Annotated in this window: 21 protein-coding genes; 12 read left to right on the top strand and 9 right to left on the bottom strand. The window is 65.3% G+C overall.

What is annotated here, in order from left to right:
• Window positions 1-113: 113 nt before the first annotated feature.
• The 3 genes from RSW2DRAFT_RS12125 to RSW2DRAFT_RS12135 all read right to left on the bottom strand — a co-directional run bounded on the left by RSW2DRAFT_RS12125 (window position 114) and on the right by RSW2DRAFT_RS12135 (window position 2541).
• On the bottom strand, window positions 114-758 hold the full coding sequence (locus RSW2DRAFT_RS12125; protein WP_008031372.1) for a response regulator: 645 nt from the start codon (window positions 756-758) through the stop codon (window positions 114-116).
• Entirely contained in the window at window positions 758-2155 is a 1398-nt protein-coding gene (locus tag RSW2DRAFT_RS12130; protein ID WP_040672126.1) for a sensor histidine kinase, read from the bottom strand. Before RSW2DRAFT_RS12130 ends, RSW2DRAFT_RS12125 begins: the two co-directional genes overlap by 1 nt.
• Window positions 2156-2286: 131 nt before the next feature.
• Window positions 2287-2541 carry an accessory factor UbiK family protein gene (locus RSW2DRAFT_RS12135; RefSeq protein ID WP_008031374.1) on the bottom strand — a complete coding sequence of 85 codons (255 nt, stop codon included), beginning with the start codon at window positions 2539-2541 and terminating at the stop codon, window positions 2287-2289.
• A 127-nt stretch (window positions 2542-2668) separates the two neighbouring features.
• On the opposite strand from RSW2DRAFT_RS12135, the gene lgt reads away from it, so the two are divergent.
• The 4 genes from lgt to RSW2DRAFT_RS17970 all read left to right on the top strand — a co-directional run bounded on the left by lgt (window position 2669) and on the right by RSW2DRAFT_RS17970 (window position 5749).
• Complete coding sequence (gene lgt / locus RSW2DRAFT_RS12140) at window positions 2669-3544, top strand: prolipoprotein diacylglyceryl transferase (protein WP_008031375.1); 876 nt, start codon at window positions 2669-2671, stop codon at window positions 3542-3544.
• Window positions 3541-4596: a class I SAM-dependent methyltransferase gene (locus RSW2DRAFT_RS12145; RefSeq protein WP_008031376.1), complete on the top strand. Its 1056-nt coding sequence runs from the start codon at window positions 3541-3543 to the stop codon at window positions 4594-4596. The genes lgt and RSW2DRAFT_RS12145 overlap by 4 nt, the downstream gene beginning before the upstream one ends.
• Window positions 4596-5357 carry a peptidoglycan editing factor PgeF gene (gene pgeF / locus RSW2DRAFT_RS12150; protein WP_008031377.1) on the top strand — a complete coding sequence of 254 codons (762 nt, stop codon included), beginning with the start codon at window positions 4596-4598 and terminating at the stop codon, window positions 5355-5357. Before RSW2DRAFT_RS12145 ends, pgeF begins: the two co-directional genes overlap by 1 nt.
• 242 nt (window positions 5358-5599) lie before the next feature.
• Entirely contained in the window at window positions 5600-5749 is a 150-nt protein-coding gene (locus RSW2DRAFT_RS17970) for a hypothetical protein (protein WP_008031378.1), read from the top strand.
• Between the two features lie 75 nt (window positions 5750-5824).
• Here the strand turns inward: RSW2DRAFT_RS17970 and RSW2DRAFT_RS12155 are convergent, their stop codons facing one another.
• Entirely contained in the window at window positions 5825-6325 is a 501-nt protein-coding gene (locus RSW2DRAFT_RS12155; protein ID WP_008031379.1) for an Lrp/AsnC family transcriptional regulator, read from the bottom strand.
• A gap of 167 nt (window positions 6326-6492) precedes the next feature.
• Between RSW2DRAFT_RS12155 and trxB the strand changes: the two genes are divergently transcribed.
• Complete coding sequence (trxB, locus tag RSW2DRAFT_RS12160; protein WP_008031380.1) at window positions 6493-7434, top strand: thioredoxin-disulfide reductase; 942 nt, start codon at window positions 6493-6495, stop codon at window positions 7432-7434.
• Between the two features lie 189 nt (window positions 7435-7623).
• Window positions 7624-9330 (top strand): bifunctional sulfate adenylyltransferase/adenylylsulfate kinase, encoded by a 1707-nt coding sequence (locus RSW2DRAFT_RS12165; RefSeq protein WP_008031381.1) that lies wholly within the window; start codon window positions 7624-7626, stop codon window positions 9328-9330.
• 64 nt (window positions 9331-9394) lie between these two features.
• Here the strand turns inward: RSW2DRAFT_RS12165 and RSW2DRAFT_RS12170 are convergent, their stop codons facing one another.
• The 4 genes from RSW2DRAFT_RS12170 to RSW2DRAFT_RS12185 all read right to left on the bottom strand — a co-directional run bounded on the left by RSW2DRAFT_RS12170 (window position 9395) and on the right by RSW2DRAFT_RS12185 (window position 11394).
• Complete coding sequence (locus RSW2DRAFT_RS12170) at window positions 9395-9889, bottom strand: cytochrome b (RefSeq protein WP_008031382.1); 495 nt, start codon at window positions 9887-9889, stop codon at window positions 9395-9397.
• Window positions 9890-10085: 196 nt separating this feature from the next.
• Window positions 10086-10580, bottom strand: coding sequence for a cytochrome b (locus RSW2DRAFT_RS12175; protein WP_008031385.1), 495 nt, complete (start codon window positions 10578-10580; stop codon window positions 10086-10088).
• Between the two features lie 138 nt (window positions 10581-10718).
• Complete coding sequence (locus RSW2DRAFT_RS12180; protein WP_008031387.1) at window positions 10719-10946, bottom strand: DUF1150 family protein; 228 nt, start codon at window positions 10944-10946, stop codon at window positions 10719-10721.
• Entirely contained in the window at window positions 10930-11394 is a 465-nt protein-coding gene (locus RSW2DRAFT_RS12185) for an Hsp20 family protein (RefSeq protein WP_008031389.1), read from the bottom strand. Before RSW2DRAFT_RS12185 ends, RSW2DRAFT_RS12180 begins: the two co-directional genes overlap by 17 nt.
• A 208-nt stretch (window positions 11395-11602) precedes the next feature.
• Between RSW2DRAFT_RS12185 and RSW2DRAFT_RS12190 the strand changes: the two genes are divergently transcribed.
• From RSW2DRAFT_RS12190 to RSW2DRAFT_RS12200, 3 genes are all read left to right on the top strand, one after another.
• Window positions 11603-11821, top strand: a complete 219-nt coding sequence (locus tag RSW2DRAFT_RS12190) for a YdcH family protein (RefSeq protein WP_040672151.1) — start codon at window positions 11603-11605, stop codon at window positions 11819-11821.
• Between the two features lie 95 nt (window positions 11822-11916).
• Window positions 11917-12402 carry a 5-(carboxyamino)imidazole ribonucleotide mutase gene (gene purE / locus RSW2DRAFT_RS12195; protein ID WP_040672130.1) on the top strand — a complete coding sequence of 162 codons (486 nt, stop codon included), beginning with the start codon at window positions 11917-11919 and terminating at the stop codon, window positions 12400-12402.
• A complete protein-coding gene (locus tag RSW2DRAFT_RS12200; RefSeq protein WP_008031395.1) occupies window positions 12395-13471 on the top strand; it encodes a 5-(carboxyamino)imidazole ribonucleotide synthase in 1077 nt (358 codons plus the stop codon). Before purE ends, RSW2DRAFT_RS12200 begins: the two co-directional genes overlap by 8 nt.
• Window positions 13472-13568: 97 nt before the next feature.
• Here the strand turns inward: RSW2DRAFT_RS12200 and RSW2DRAFT_RS12205 are convergent, their stop codons facing one another.
• A complete protein-coding gene (locus RSW2DRAFT_RS12205; protein ID WP_232209684.1) occupies window positions 13569-14318 on the bottom strand; it encodes an esterase/lipase family protein in 750 nt (249 codons plus the stop codon).
• Between the two features lie 19 nt (window positions 14319-14337).
• On the opposite strand from RSW2DRAFT_RS12205, the gene RSW2DRAFT_RS12210 reads away from it, so the two are divergent.
• The 3 genes from RSW2DRAFT_RS12210 to RSW2DRAFT_RS12220 are packed head-to-tail and all read left to right on the top strand — an operon-like array spanning window position 14338 to window position 15792.
• On the top strand, window positions 14338-14820 hold the full coding sequence (locus RSW2DRAFT_RS12210; protein WP_040672132.1) for an NUDIX domain-containing protein: 483 nt from the start codon (window positions 14338-14340) through the stop codon (window positions 14818-14820).
• The gene (locus RSW2DRAFT_RS12215) at window positions 14817-15320 is read left to right on the top strand and encodes a GreA/GreB family elongation factor (protein WP_008031401.1); all 504 of its coding nucleotides are present in this window, start codon (window positions 14817-14819) and stop codon (window positions 15318-15320) included. The genes RSW2DRAFT_RS12210 and RSW2DRAFT_RS12215 overlap by 4 nt, the downstream gene beginning before the upstream one ends.
• Complete coding sequence (locus tag RSW2DRAFT_RS12220) at window positions 15301-15792, top strand: GNAT family N-acetyltransferase (protein WP_050786813.1); 492 nt, start codon at window positions 15301-15303, stop codon at window positions 15790-15792. The genes RSW2DRAFT_RS12215 and RSW2DRAFT_RS12220 overlap by 20 nt, the downstream gene beginning before the upstream one ends.
• Window positions 15793-15816 lie beyond the last annotated feature (24 nt).

A 15816-nucleotide genomic window follows, 5' to 3' on the forward strand; every position in this document is an offset into this window, starting at 1 on the left:
GTGGATGCCTCAGGTCTTGCTGCCTGTTGGTCTATGGATTCAGTATGCGGGCTATCGTCAGGGTTGTAAAACCTTGGTTGGAAAATGCGCGAAACCGCGCCGCCCGCATGGCCCTATTTGCGCAGATGTTCGCGCGCGAACACCGCCGCTTCGACCCGGTTGCGCACATGCAGCTTTTGCAGGATCGACGTCATGTAGTGCTTGACGGTCTTTTCCTGCAAATCCAGCACCAGCCCGACTTCCTTGTTGCTTTTGCCCTCGGCCACCAGCCGCAGGATGTCTTCCTCGCGCTTCGAGAGGTCGTCGATCGGGTTGGCGGTTTTGGCAGCGGCACCGCTGCGCATGGCGTTCAGGATGCGCCCGGCCAGCGCGGGCGAGACATAAGACTGCCCCTGCGCCAGATCCTTGACCACCGCCACCAGATCGCGCGACCCCACGCCTTTCAGGATATACCCCAGCGCCCCGGCCTTCAGTGCCTGCATCACCACGTCATCTTCTTCCGATGCCGTCAGCATCGCCACCTTGGGCGGGTTGGGCAGTTCCATGATCTGCCGCAGCGCCGCCAGCCCGCCGCCATGTGGCATCGACACGTCCAGCAGCACCACGTCCGGCGTCATCCGCTCCGCCAATTCGGCAGCCCCCAGCGCGTCCTGCGCCTGCCCCACCACGTCGATGCCCGCATCCTCTGACAAGCTGCGCGCCACACCTTCGCGGTAAAGCGGGTGATCGTCAGCGATCACCACCCTGATCTTGCCCATCATGTTCTCCCAAGTTCCAGAATCATCACCATTTCCGCACCGCCGCCGCCATCGCTGCGGTTACGCAATTCCAGCGTGCCACCCAGGCTTTCCACCCGGTCGCGCAGGCCCACAAGGCCCAGACCGCGGTCGTCCTCGCTGGGTTCCGGCGTGTCGGAAAAGCCGGGTCCGCGGTCGGCCACCACCAGCTTCAGCCGCCCGCGGGCAAAGCTCAGCCGCACCTCTTGCCCCTGCCCGTCGGCATAGCGCCAGGCGTTGTTGAGGCCTTCCTGCACAAAACGATAGAGGCAGATCTTCACGGCAGGCGACAGCAGCGGCAGACTGTCTTCGTCACAGTCCAGCAGCACTTCGGTGCCGGTGCGCGCCTTGTGGGCGTCGATCACGCCGCGCAACACCTCGCCGGGGCTGCGCGTCTCGATGTCCGGCAGCGACAGCCCGCGCGAGATCGAGCGGATTTCGCGGATCGCATCCTTCACCGCCCGGTCGATCTGGTCCAGATCAGCCTGTGCCGCATCCCCCGCCACCGAAGGGCGAATGTCGTCCAGCCGCAGCGCGGCAAAGCCCAGCAATTGCGCCGGACCGTCATGCAGGTCGGCACCGATCTGGCGCAGCGAGGTGTCGTTCATCGCTGAAGCCCGTGCCGCCGCTCCCTGGATGCGCAACCGCAGTGCGGTGTTGCGTTCCGACAATTCCGCCAGCGCCGTCAACTGATCGCCCAAAGCGCTGCTCTGGCGTTCAATGGTACGGCTGCCGTTCAGCACGATGCCGTAAAGCAAGGCACCGATGGTCAGCATCACCAGCGCCACCGTCAGCCAGCTGCGACGGCGCACGTCGGCCAGTTCGGTTTTCAGCTCCGCCGCGGTTTCATAGAATTCTGCCACGCCGATGATCTTGCCCGACCACACTTCACGGATCGGGCTATAGACCTCCAGCATCGGCATCCCCAGCGAACCCGGATTGGCATCCTCGATCGTGCTCAGCTTGTCGAAGGTGGCCGAAACCTCGCCGGCAAAAGCGGCCTTCAGTTGGTCGGATTCCGGGAACCTCTGGCCGACAATGCTTTTGTCGGACGATTCAACCACCAACCCGCCCGGCTTCCAGATCTTGAAGGCCATCACCCGCTCGGCCAGCGTCGTGTTGGTGAAAATCTCGTCCAGCGCCCGCAGGGCCCCGGGCGGCAGCGTGTCAGACCGCTCCAGATCCTGGCTGAGTGGCGAGATGAAGCTTTCCATGTATTGCGCAGTCGCGTTGGCGCTGTTGTGCACCACGCTTTCCTCGATCCGCCCAGAGACCCAGCTGCCGACGATGACCATCGCCACCAGCATGACAAAGCCGCCAGCCAACAGAAACTGCCGGGCCAGCGACCAGTGGCGTGGGTGGGAAAGTCTGGCGGACACGGGCGACCTTGCGAAGACACTGCTGCCCTCTTCTATCCGTGCACCAAGCGAAGGCAAACGGCCTTTGGTCTGATGCTATCGGCTTGCCGCCACAAATCGACGGCTGCAGCGCCAACCGTCGGAAACCGCGCTCAGGCCTTCTTGTGCGGCTTGGCTTCCAGCGCGTCCAGCCGCGCGGCCAGGGCTACATTTTCCTCGCGGGCCTTCTGCGCCATGGCGCGCACCGCGTCGAATTCCTCGCGCGTGACGAAATCGCGGTCGGCCAGCCAGCGGTCCATCAAGCCTTTCATCGCGGTCTCGGCCTCGGTCTTGGCACCCTGGGCCACACCCATGGCATTGGTCATCAGTTGCGAGATGTCGTCGAGTATCTTTTTGCGGGCGGTCATGGCGGACTCCTGATGGATTTGGCCACTATATGGTCCGCCGATCCCGCCAAGACAAGGCCCGCGCCGGGTGCCGCTGCGGTTGACAACGCCGCAGCCGCACCGGACAACACCGCCAGCAGGAGCGCGCATGGCCTATATCCCCTTCCCCGACATCTCGCCCGATGTGTTCTCGATTGATCTCTTTGGCATGACGCTGGCGCTGCGCTGGTATGCGCTGGCCTATATTGCCGGGCTGTTGATCGCGTGGAAGATCATGGCGCTGCTGATCGCGCGTCCGGGGCTGTGGCGGAGCGGGCCGCCGTTGAGTGCCGAACAACTGGAGCGGTTGCTGACCTGGGTGATCCTGGGCGTGGTGATCGGCGGGCGGCTGGGCTTCGTGCTGGTCTATCAGCCGGGGTATTATCTGGCCAATCCCAGCCACATCCTGCGGGTCTGGGAAGGTGGGATGTCGTTCCACGGCGGCTTTCTGGGCGTGGCGGTGGCCGCGGCGATCTTCTGTCGGCGCGAGGGTATTGCCATGCTGTCGATGGCCGATCTGATGGCGGTGGCCAGCCCGCCGGGCCTGATGCTGGGCCGCATGGCCAATTTCATCAACGCCGAGCTGTGGGGCCGCCCGACCAGCCTGCCCTGGGGCGTGGCTTTTCCCGGCGAGGCGGCGCAGACCTGCGCAGGCGTCGTCGGCATCTGTGCCCGCCACCCCTCGCAGCTTTACGAGGCGGGGCTGGAGGGGTTGCTGCTTGGGGTGGTCTTGCTGCTGGTGGTGCTGCGGCGCGGCTGGCTGGGCTGGCCGGGGGCGGTGGCTGGGCTGTTCTTCGCAGGCTATGGTCTGGCGCGGTTTGCGGTGGAATTCGTGCGCCAGCCGGATGCGCAGTTTGTGACCGATGCCAATCCGCTGGGGCTGGCTTTCCAGTTGGGCGGTTACGGGCTGACCATGGGGCAGGCGCTGTCCTTGCCGATGATCGCGGTGGGGCTGTGGTTCATCCTGCGCGCCCGCCCGGCATGACACCGCTGGCCGATCTGCTGATCCGGCGGGTTCAGGCGACCGGGCCGGTCACGCTGGCCGATTTCATGGCCGACTGCCTGATGCACCCGCAGCACGGCTATTATTCCACCCGCGACCCGTTCGGGCGGGCGGGCGATTTCACCACCGCCCCGGAAATCAGCCAGATGTTTGGCGAGCTTTTGGGGCTTTGCCTGGCGCAAGCCTGGCTGGATCAGGGATCGCCCGCGCCCATTACCCTGGCCGAGCTTGGCCCCGGCCGTGGCACGCTGATGGCCGATGTCCTGCGCGCCACAAGCGGCGTGCCGGGGTTTCATGCGGCGGCGCAGGTGGTGCTGCTGGAAGCCTCGCCCACCTTGCGGGCGGTGCAGGCGCAAACCCTTGGCGCAAGGGCTGCCACCTGGATCACCACGGTGGCCGATCTGCCGGATCAGCCGCTGTTCGTGCTGGCGAATGAATTTTTCGACGCCCTGCCGATCCACCAGTTCCAGCGCGACGATAGCGGCTGGCGGCAGCGCATGGTGGGGGTGCAGGACGGCAGCCTTGCCTTTGGCCTGTCGGACCCGGTGCCCGCCCTGATGGTCGGCAAGGCCTTCGTCAACGACCCGCCGGGAACGGTGGTCGAGGTCTGCCCGCTGGCGCGTGGCATCATGGACCAGATCGCGCATCGCCTTGGCAACTTTGGCGGCGCGGCGCTGATCGTCGATTATGGCGGCTGGCGCTCGAAGGGTGACACCTTGCAGGCGCTGCGCGGCCATGCGCCCGAGCACCCGCTGGCCAACCCCGGCCAAGCCGACCTGACCGCGCATGTCGATTTCGAGGCGCTGTGCCCGCCCGGCATCCCGCACAGCGGCCTGACCGATCAGGGAAAGCTGCTGAAACGACTGGGAATCGACGCCCGCGCCGCGAAACTCGCCACAAAGTTGACCGGCGCCGCGCTGGAAAGCCATCTGGCCGCGCATCGCCGCTTGACCGACCCGGAAGAAATGGGAACGTTGTTCAAAGCCCTTGCCCTTCACGCGCCCGGCACGCCGCCGCCGCCCGGATTTGATTGATGCTGGAAATACTGACTGCCGATGCGCTTGCGCCGCTGCGACACGGGTTCTTCACCCGCAAGGGCGGGGCATCCTCGGGCATATTCCGCGGGCTGAATTGCGGCCCCGGCAGCACCGACCTGTCCGAGGTGGTGGCGATCAACCGCGCAAGGGTGGCCCGCGCCATGGGGGCGGACCCCGAGGCGCTGGTGACACTGCATCAGGTTCATTCGGCGACGGTGCAGACCCTGACCGCCGCGCCTGCCGCCGACGCGCCCCGCGCCACCGCCGACGCGCTGGTAACGGCAACACCGGGGATCTTGCTGGGCGTTTTGACCGCCGATTGCCAGCCGGTGCTGTTTGCCGACACCAAGGCGCGGGTGATCGGTGCCGCCCATGCCGGCTGGCGCGGCAGCCGCGATGGCGTGCTGGAGGCGACGGTGGCGGCGATGCAGGCGCTGGGGGCGCAGCGCGAGCGCATCGTGGCAGTGATCGGCCCCACCATCAGCCAGACCGCCTACGAGGTTGGCCCGGAATTCGTGCAAGGTTTTCTGGATCACGACCCCGCCTCGGCCCGGTTCTTTGCCACCGGCGCCAATGACCGGGCGCTGTTCGATCTGCCGGGATACAGCCTGGCGCGGCTGCATGCGCTGGGGATCGGCCATGCCGAATGGACCGGCGCCTGCACCTACCGTGATTCGGAACGGTTCTATTCGTTCCGCCGCACCACCCATGCGGGCGAAGCGGATTATGGCCGCCTGATCTCGGTGATCCGGCTGTGATCTGGGCAGATTATGGGCGAAACCTGCCCATCTGTTGCCGCATTTGCCAAACCGCCGCAAAGCCCGCCGAACAATTTCGCTTAATTTGTTGGTAAATCTGCCTTGCCGCTTTGCCACAATTCCGGGGCTGCAAATTTCCGCATCGGCAACAATCGGTCAAAACCCTGCCGCATTGGGCAGCGATAGTGGCTGCAAGGTCAAAAGGACCACCACAGGCACAGCAGAACGCGAAGGAGCCGATCATGAAAAAAGAACGCCGCTGGTTGAAATCGGTTCTCGCCGCCGCTGCCGAGCCGCAGGTCGCCATGCCCTGGCAACGCGGTGCCCGCCGCAAGCCCGAAGCCATGAAAGCCGCAACCCCGCAAAAGCCGCGCGCCATCGCCGCCCGCTGAAACCGGGCTTTCCGCCTGGTGCCAAAATCCTTCGAAGGATTTTGCGAAAATTTTTGGAAAAATTTTCCGCCCGGGTCAGGCCGAGCGGGTCAGCCTGGCTTCCAGCACATCGAACGGCACCCCCGGTTGATCCTTGGCGCAGCGGATCACCAGCGACGTCTTGACCGAGGCCACATTGGCCGCCGAGGTCAGGCCTTCGGTCAGGAAATTCTGAAAGGTCGAAAGATCCGGTGCCACGCATTTCAGGATGAAGTCGATCTCGCCGTTCAGCATGTGGCACTCGCGCACCAAGGGCCAGTCGCGGCAGCGCTGTTCAAAGGCCGAAAGGTCCACCTCGGCCTGGCTTTGCAGCCGCACCATGGCAAAGACCTGCACCTCGAATCCCAATTCGCGGGCGTCGATATCGGCGTGATAGCCGGTGATGAAGCCCGACTCTTCCAGCGTGCGGACCCGGCGCAGACAGGGTGGTGCCGAGATGCCCACCCGCTTGGCCAGCTCGACATTGGTCATGCGGCCATCGGCCTGCAACTCGGCCAGAATGTGGCGATCAATGGGGTCGAGTTTCGATCCGGCCATGTCCGTCTCCCTTTATCGGCGGGACATTAGGATTATCGCCCCTCCTGCGCAATAATATTTCAACGACGCGCAAGATTTAGTCGCGGTGACGGCGCGTCCTTGCAGGGGCTTTGCCTTGCGCGGCGCAACGCCTATACCGTGCGGGCAACAGACGACAGGGGGGCAGCATGGCCGAGACGCGACACACAAAGGTTCTGATCATCGGTTCTGGCCCTGCCGGCTACACGGCGGCGGTTTATGCCGCCCGGGCCATGCTGAACCCCGTTCTGGTGCAGGGCATGCAACCCGGCGGCCAGTTGACCATCACCACCGAAGTGGAAAACTGGCCCGGCCGCACCGAGGTGCAGGGCCCCGACCTGATGGTGGAGATGGAGGCACACGCCCGCGCCATGGGGGCCGAGGTGATCTCGGACCTGATCACCAGCCTCGATCTGTCGCGCCGCCCGTTCACCGCCCATGCCGATAGCGGCACCACCTTTACCGCCGATGCGGTGATCCTGGCCACCGGGGCGCAGGCGCGCTGGCTGGGGCTGCCGTCGGAGGAGAAGTTCAAGGGCTTCGGCGTTTCGGCCTGCGCCACCTGCGACGGCTTCTTTTATCGCGGCAAGCAGGTGGTGGTGATCGGCGGCGGCAACACGGCGGTGGAAGAGGCGCTGTTCCTGACCAATTTCGCCGCGCATGTGACCCTGATCCACCGTCGCGACAGCTTGCGCGCCGAAAAGATCATGCAGGACCGGCTGTTCAAGCATCCGAAAATCTCGGTGCTTTGGAACCATGATGTGACCGAGGTGCTGGGCGACGAGGCCCCGCTGGGCGTCACCGCGGTGCGCGCCCGCAACGTGCAGACCGGTGTGACCACCGATATTCCCTGCGACGGCTTCTTTGTGGCGATCGGCCATGCCCCCGCCTCGGAACTGGTGAAGGACCAGTTGGAGCTGCACCACGGCGGCTACGTCAAGGTGGTGCCGGGCAGCACGCTGACCTCGATCCCGGGGGTATTTGCCGCGGGCGATCTGACCGACCATGTTTACCGCCAGGCGGTAACATCGGCCGGCATGGGCTGCATGGCGGCGCTGGATGCCGAACGCTTTCTGGCCGGCGAAGCCTAGGGCGGTTTTCCCAGCCGGACCAATGGCGCCGGAACAGCGGTCCACGCCGCGACTCTGATGCAGCACATCCGCCTTTTTCTGGGCCAGACCGGCGAGTTTGCTTGAATTTGGCCGCATTCCCGGGCTATGGCCGCGGGCAATAACGGGGCAGCAAGCCCCTTAGCAGTCTTGTCGAAAAGGCCAATCCACATGCCCCTGTCGCCGCACGCTCCGATCCCGGAGCTTTATGTCTCGTATGAATCCGCCCAGAAGCTGAAAGTCGATGCCGGCACCCTGCCCTCCTGGGATCTGACGCCGCGCCAGGTCTGCGATCTGGAACTGTTGATGAACGGCGGCTTCTACCCGCTGAAGGGCTTTCTGACCGAGGCCGACACCAACAGCGTGATCGAGACCATGCGCACCGCCGATGGCATGCTTTGGCCGATTCCGATCAACCTGGATGTGTCGGAAAAATTTGCTGAAACCATCGAACCCGGTCAGGATATCGCCCTGCGGGATGCCGAGGGAGTGATTCTGGCGATCCTGTCGGTCACCGACAAATGGCTGCCCAACAAGGCGCGCGAGGCCGAGATGGTGTTTGGCGCCGACGATCTGGCGCACCCGGCGGTGAACTATCTGCACAACCACGCAGGCGCCGTCTATCTGGGCGGCCCGGTCACCGGCATCCAGCCGCCGGTGCATTACGATTTCAAGGCCCGCCGCGATACGCCCAACGAACTGCGCGCCTATTTCCGCAAGGTGGGCTGGCACCGCGTCGTGGCGTTCCAGACCCGCAACCCGCTGCACCGCGCGCATCAGGAACTGACCTTCCGCGCCGCCCGCGAGGCGCAGGCCAACCTGCTGATCCACCCCGTCGTCGGCATGACCAAGCCGGGCGATGTCGATCATTTCACCCGCGTGCGCTGCTACGAGGCGGTGCTGGATCAATATCCGTCCTCGACCACCACCATGAGCCTCTTGAATCTGGCGATGCGCATGGCCGGCCCGCGCGAGGCGGTCTGGCACGGGCTGATCCGCCGCAACCACGGCTGCACCCATTTCATCGTCGGGCGCGACCATGCCGGGCCGGGCAAGAACTCGGCCGGTCAGGATTTCTACGGCCCCTATGACGCGCAGACCCTGTTCAAGGAACACGAGGCAGAGATCGGCGTGACCATGGTCGATTTCAAGCACATGGTCTATGTGCAGGAAAAGGCGCAGTATTATCCGGCGAACGAGGTGCCCGAGGGTGGCACCGTGCTGGATATTTCCGGCACCGAACTGCGCCGCCGCCTGCGCGAGGGGCTGGATATTCCCGAATGGTTCAGCTTTCCCGCCGTGGTGGCCGAACTGCGCCGCACCTCGCCTGCGCGGGCCAAACAGGGATTTACCGTGTTCTTCACCGGCCTGTCAGGCTCGGGCAAATCCACCATCGCCAACGCGCTGATGGTCAAATTGATGGAGATGGGCGGCCGCCCGGTGACGCTTCTGGATGGCGACGTGGTGCGCAAGCATCTGTCGTCGGAACTCGGCTTCTCCAAGGAACACCGCGACATCAACATCAAGCGCATCGGCTATGTGGCGTCCGAGATCACCAAGAACGGCGGCATCGCGATTTGCGCGCCGATTGCGCCCTACACCGCCACCCGCCGCGCCGTGCGCGAGATGATCGAGGCTTATGGTGCCTTTGTCGAAGTGCATGTGGCGACCAGCATCGAGGAATGTGAGCGCCGCGACCGCAAGGGGCTTTATAAGCTGGCTCGCGAAGGCAAGATCAAGGAATTCACTGGTATTTCAGACCCTTACGAGGCGCCGACCAAAGCCGAACTGGTGGTGGAAACCCAGAATGCCGCGGTGGACAGCTGCGCACATCAGGTGATCCTGACGCTGGAATCGCTGGGCCTGATCACCGCCTGATCGGGCGCAAACAAAACCGGGCCCTGCGCGCAGCAAGGCCCGGTCTTTTCTGTCGGCAATCAGCTCAGTTGGCGCGGGTCATCCGGCGCAGCAGCCCGTCCTTCAGCACGAACTGGTGGAAAATCGCCGCCGCGGCATGCAACCCGATCACCGCCATCATCACGTTCATGGTGATGACGTGCAGATCGGCCGTGGCCTCGGTGGCACCAAACCAGGTATAGGCCCCCAGCGCCGGCACCGCGATCATCAGCCCGTAAAGCCCGACATGCACCAGGCCGGCCACCCGATCCATCAGCCGGTTGCTGCCTTCCGCCGCTTCCGGCGCGCCCTGCACCAGCCGCACCACCAGCCGCAGCAGCACCAGCGCCAGCACCGCCACCCCGATCCAGACATGCGCCGAAGCGGTCCAGTCGGTCACCGGCTGGCCTTCCATCATGCCGTCGAAGGCATCTTCGATGCCATCGCTCAGAACATAGTTTCCCCCGATCAGCAGCGCGATCATCCAGTGCAGGAAGATCTGCGACCGGCTGTAGGCCCTGGGCTTTGCGTTTCCGTTCATGACGTCAATTCCTGCAATACAGCGATCCGTTCGCCTGCGGATCGAAATACCACCCGTTCCGCTGCACCCGCAATACGGTCAGAGGTCCAATGAATCTAAGACTTTAGTCGCCTCACGCAGATGTCACTTGCGGCCGCGCAGCGAAAAGCCGGACCCCGCATCGCGCAAGGTCCGGCCATGAGTTCGCCCGGCAGCCTTAGTTGCCGCGGGTGATCCGGTTCAGCATGCCGTCACGCAGCACATACTGATGGAAGATCGCCGCCGCGGCATGCACGAAGGCAATCGCCACCAGCAGATTGACCGCCAGCCCATGCGCGCCGCCCGCGATGCCGATGCCGCCGCCCCAGGCCATCATGCCCAGCAGCGGCACCAGAATTGCCAGCCCATACAGCGCGCTGTGCGCCCATTGGCCCAACTTGTCCATCAACGGCTTGTCACTGACCAGCGGCGGCGGCACGCCTTGAACCCGGCGCACCACCAGCCGGATCAGGGTCAGCACCAGCACCGCGATGCCGATCGGCGCGTGCAGCCCCGGCGCGCCCTCGGGCACCGGCGCACCCGACATCACGGCGCGGAACGCCTCTTCGATCGACTCGCTGAAAATGTAGTTCAGGCCGATCAGCAGCGCGATTAGCCAGTGCAGCCCGATCTGCACCTTGCTGTAGGCACGGGGGGAAGGTGTTGCAGCCATGTCAAAGGTCCATTTCTCACAGGTTGTGCCATCCCCGCGCACACAAGCGTCAGGAGGCCAAACGTGATACGCAGGATGAACCGTTTTCCGCCGCGCCGCACCGCCGTAAATCAGCCAAGGCCGAAATGTCGCAGGGGCTTAGTGCACGTTGACCGGTGCCAGGTCGTTCTGCCGCGCCAAAGCGAAAGCCAGCTTGCGGTCGCGCACCAGCGCCAGCCGCGCGCCATCAGGGCTGTGCAGGGCGTAAAGCGTTTGCAGATTGCCCGCCTGCTCGCGGATATCCTCGGGCAGGTCGGCCACCAGAATCGGTCGCACATAGACGATGCGGTTGCCCGCCTCGGGATAAGCGTCAAACTTCGTGTTCATTGTCGCCTCCATGCCTGATCTTGCCATTGGCCTTGCCGCTGCCGATGCGGATCACCTGCACCACCTGTTCGGGCACCTCGCGTTTCAGATCGACGTGCAACAGCCCGTGTTCCATGCTGGCCCCGGCCACCTCGACCCCCTCGGCCAGCACGAAAGACCGCTGGAACGCCCGCGCCGCGATGCCGCGATGCAGGAACACCCGCTCGGCTGCCTCGTCGGCCTGCCGCCCGCGGATCACCAACTGCCGGTCTTCCACGGTGATCGCCAGATCATCCTCGCGGAACCCCGCCACCGCCAGCGTGATGCGATAGGCATTTTCCGCCACCGCCTCGATGTTGAACGGCGGATAGCCGTCGCCACCCGCGGCCTTCACGCTGCGCTCGACCAGCCGTTCAAGCTGTTCAAAGCCCAGTAGCTGCGGATGCCCGCCAAAGCTCAGTTTCGTCATCAGACATGCCCTCTCACAAGCGACACCACGTCACGGACCCCGCCTGCGGGCATCCGTTCCCCAGATATGGGGCGCAGCGTGGATCGGTGCAAGCCCGGCCGCAGCACTTTCCCGCCGCGGAATGCTGTGCAAAAACATTCCCGTGCGGGTGAAAAAACGCTATATTTCCGGCCAATGCCTTAACGACTCATTCCCCGATCGGCGCCCGATGAACGCACCCATGGAACTCAATCACGATGAAATGCAGCGCATCCGGCTGGAAGTGCTGAAACGCCAGCATCGTGATCTGGACGAAGCCGTGCATGTGCTGGAAACCGCAGGCCGCCCCGACCCGCTGACCCTGCGGCGGCTGAAAAAGCAGAAACTGGCGCTGAAGGATCAGATCGTGAAGATCGAAGACCGGCTGATCCCCGACATCATCGCCTGATTTCATCTGTTCTCAAATATCCCCGCCGGAGGCTCCCGCCCTTGCCCCCGAAACCACCGCGGTTATAGTGCGCGCCTCAAACCGGGGGGCGGCGCATGGCTGTTGACGTGGGAATCATCATGGGCAGCCAGTCCGACTGGCCGACGCTGAAAGAAGCGGCGGCGGTGCTGGACGAGCTGGGCATTTCGTGGAAGGCCAACATCGTCTCGGCCCATCGCACACCCGACCGGCTGTATGGCTATGGCAAGACCGCGGTCGATCGCGGGCTGAAGGTGATCATCGCGGGCGCCGGTGGGGCTGCGCATCTGCCGGGCATGATGGCGTCGAAAACCCGGCTGCCGGTGATCGGCGTGCCGGTGCAGACCAAGGCGCTTTCGGGCGTCGACAGCCTTTATTCCATCGTGCAGATGCCCAAGGGCTATCCGGTCGCCACCATGGCCATCGGCGCTGCCGGAGCCGCCAATGCCGGCCTGATGGCCGCGGCAATTCTGGCGCTGTCCGATGCCGCACTGGCCCAACGCCTGCAAGCCTGGCGCGACGCCCTGACCGCCTCGATCCCCGACGAGCCGCAAGATGACTGAACCCCTGCGCCCCGGCGCCACCATCGGCATACTGGGCGGCGGCCAGTTGGGCCGGATGCTGGCGGTTGCGGCCAGCCGTCTTGGCCTGAAAACCCATATCTTCGAGCCTGCCGCCGATTGCCCTGCCGCCGACGTGGCCCATGCCATCACCTGCGCGCCCTATTCCGACGCGGCGGCCCTGGCCGATTTCGCCGCCGCCGTCGATGTCATCACCTATGAATTCGAGAATATCCCGACGGCGGCGCTGGATATCCTGGAGTCGCACCGCCCGATCCGCCCCAACCGCGAGGCACTGGCGATCAGCCAGGACCGGTTGGCGGAAAAGGCGTTTCTCGGCAGCCTCCGGCTGACCTGCGCCCCCCACGCACCGGTGAATGCGCTGGCCGATCTTGAAGCGGCCATTGCGAGGATCGGCTGCCCGGCGATCCTGAAGACCACCCGCATGGGCTATGACGGCAAGGGCCAGGCGCGACTGTCCAGCCCCACCGATGCCCCCGCAGCATGGGCGGCGATGCAGGGTGCGGCGTCGGTGCTGGAAGGCTTCATCGACTTCAGCCACGAGGTGTCGGTGATCGCCGCCCGCGGGCTGGATGGCGCTGTGGCCTGCTATGACCCCGGCGAGAACGTGCATCGCGCCGGCATCCTGCACAGCACCACCGTGCCCGCCCGCCTGACCCCCGGCCAGCGCAGCGACGCCATTCTCGCTGCTGCCCGCATCCTGACGGCGCTGGATTATGTCGGCGTGATGGGGGTGGAGCTGTTCGTCACACCGCAGGGGCTGATCGTCAACGAGATCGCGCCGCGGGTGCATAATTCCGGCCACTGGACCCAGAACGGCTGTGCGGTGGACCAGTTCGAACAGCACATCCGCGCCATTGCCGGCTGGCCTTTGGGCGATGGCGGACGGCATGCCGATGTGGTGATGGAAAACCTGATCGGCGACGATGTGGACAAGGTGCCGGAACTGGCACAAGACCGCGCCACCGCGATCCATCTATACGGCAAGCGCGAGGCCCGGCCGGGGCGCAAGATGGGCCACGTCAACCGCATCTCGCGCAGCAAAGGCTGACAGGGGGGGGGCCGGGCTCGGGGCCATCGAGGCCCCTCGGCCCGGCTTTGGCACCCAGCTTTGGCGGCTGGGTATGTCAACCGAACAGAAACCGGCGTCAGGGCTGTTGGCCCAGCGAGATCTCCACGGCGGCGCGCATGTTCAGGTCGGGGTGAAACTTGCCATAGGCCAGAAACTCGATGGTCTGGGCGATCACCATCGGGCTGAGCATCATGTAGGTGTGGGTCACCGGCAGCACGATATGGTCGGTCATCCCCGCCAGCCGCGTGCTGGCCACCGACACCTTGCCGTCATCCGCCCCCTTCAGCAGAGCCGAAAATGCGGCGTTCATCGAGCGGTTGCCAGCGATCACTCCCAGTTCGAAATCCGGCATCGGCAGGGCGCGGGGCAGCGCGCCGGGCTTGGTGCCAAGCTGTTCACCTGCCGGACCATTCAGCCATTCGAAAACGGTGATCTTGCCGAAGGCATCCACCAGTTCCGAGCCGTGGTTGGGCGGCGCCAGCATCACCACCCGACCCATGTTCACCGGCTCGTGGTCCAAGAGCCAGTAGCGCACCAGAATACCGCCCATCGAGTGCGTCACGAAATCCACCCGTGCGGCGCCACATTGCGCCACCGCCGGGCCGACATGCTCGGCCGCCAGCGTGGCGACCGGCGCATCGGTGGAGGGGTAGCCCTCGTTGATCACCACATGGCCTTGCGCCTGCAAGGCGGCCTGCATCGCCAGCAGGGATTTCTCGGTTCGGGCCAAGCCGTGCAACAGCACCACGCAATCGGCCTGCACCGGCGTGGCAAGGATCAGCAGAAGGCAAAGCGCGCGCAACATGGCGCCAACATAGGCTGGCATGCGCGGCATTGCGAGGGGCATGGACAAATCGCCGCCCGCGCCGCAGGTTTGCCGGATGAACCGCCCCGGACTTCGCCTTGCCGCCCGCGCGCTGATCCTGCAGCAGGACCGGCTGCTTGTGGTCAACGCCTGGCCCGGCGGTGACTGCGATCTGTGGTGCGCGCCGGGGGGTGGGGTGCAGGTCGGCACTTCGCTGCCCGACAATCTGATCCGCGAAGTGTTCGAGGAAACCGGGCTGACGGTGGCGGTTGGGGCGCCTGCGCTGGTCAACGAGTTTCACGACCCCGACAGCGGCTTTCATCAGGTCGAGGTGTTCTTTCGCTGCACTATTACCGGCGGCACGCTGTCCGACGACTGGCGCGACCCCGAGGGCATCGTCGCCCGCCGCCGTTTCGTATCCCGCTCTGAACTGGCGGGGCTGCGACACAAGCCCGACAGTCTGGCAGCCGCCGCCTGGGGGGCGGGGATGCTGTATGACCCGCTGGAAAGGCTGGTCCGATGAGCCGCGCCTTCGTCAAGGAAGGCGATGGCGGGCTGGAGCCGCTGCCCGACCTGCCGATCAGCCCGCATCCGAACTATGTGACCCCGCGCGGGCTGGCGCTGCTGCAAACCCGGTTGGCCGAGGCGCAGGCGCGGCTGGCGGCCCTGCGCGCCCGGCCCGAACGGCTGGACAAGCTGCCCGAGGCCGCCGCCGAACGCGATATCCGCTATCTAGAGGCGCGGCTGCGCTCGGCCATTCCGGTCGATCCCTCCAGCCAGCCCGCGGGCGAGGTGGCCTTTGGCGCGCGGGTCGAGGTGGCGCTGGCTGATGGCAGCCGCCAAGTCTGGCAGATCACCGGCGAGGACGAGGCGGATGCCACGCAAAACCGCATCGCGCCGCAATCGCCGCTGGCGCGCGCCCTGCTGGGGGCCGAGGTCGGCGATCTGGTGATCTGGCGCAAGCCCTCGGGGCCGGTGGAACTGGAGGTGCTGGCGATTGCCTATGCTGATCCGCAGGCTTGACCCAAAGGCCGACCGCAGCGCCGTCGAGACCCTGTTCGCGGCGGCGACTGACTATTACCTGATGGCCGAAGGCAAACCGCCGGGGCCGGAGGTGACGGAGGATTTCTTCACCGCCTGCCCGCCCGGCTGCGACCCCGCGGCATCGCACCGGCTTGGGGTATTCGACGGCGATATGCTTGCCGGCGTGGCGGAACTGTCCTTCGGCTTTCCGGCGCCCGGCGATGCCTATCTGGGGCTGATGATCCTTGCCCCCGCCGCCCGCGGTCACGGTTTCGGCGCCGCCCTGCTGCATCACATCGAGGCGCTGGCCCGCGCGGCAGGGGCAACACACCTGTTCCTTGGCGTGCTGGAAAAGAACCGCAAAGGCCGCGCTTTCTGGCAGCGCAAGGGCTTTGCCGCCACCGGTTTCAGCCGGGTGGATGATGCCCACGGGCTGGCCAATGTGCTGCACCGGCTGGTCAAGCCTCTGTAAACACGTCTTTCCATTCACCTTTGC

It is taken from the genome of Rhodobacter ferrooxidans, assembly GCF_000176015.1.
In the GTDB taxonomy this organism is placed as follows: domain Bacteria; phylum Pseudomonadota; class Alphaproteobacteria; order Rhodobacterales; family Rhodobacteraceae; genus Pseudorhodobacter_B; species Pseudorhodobacter_B ferrooxidans.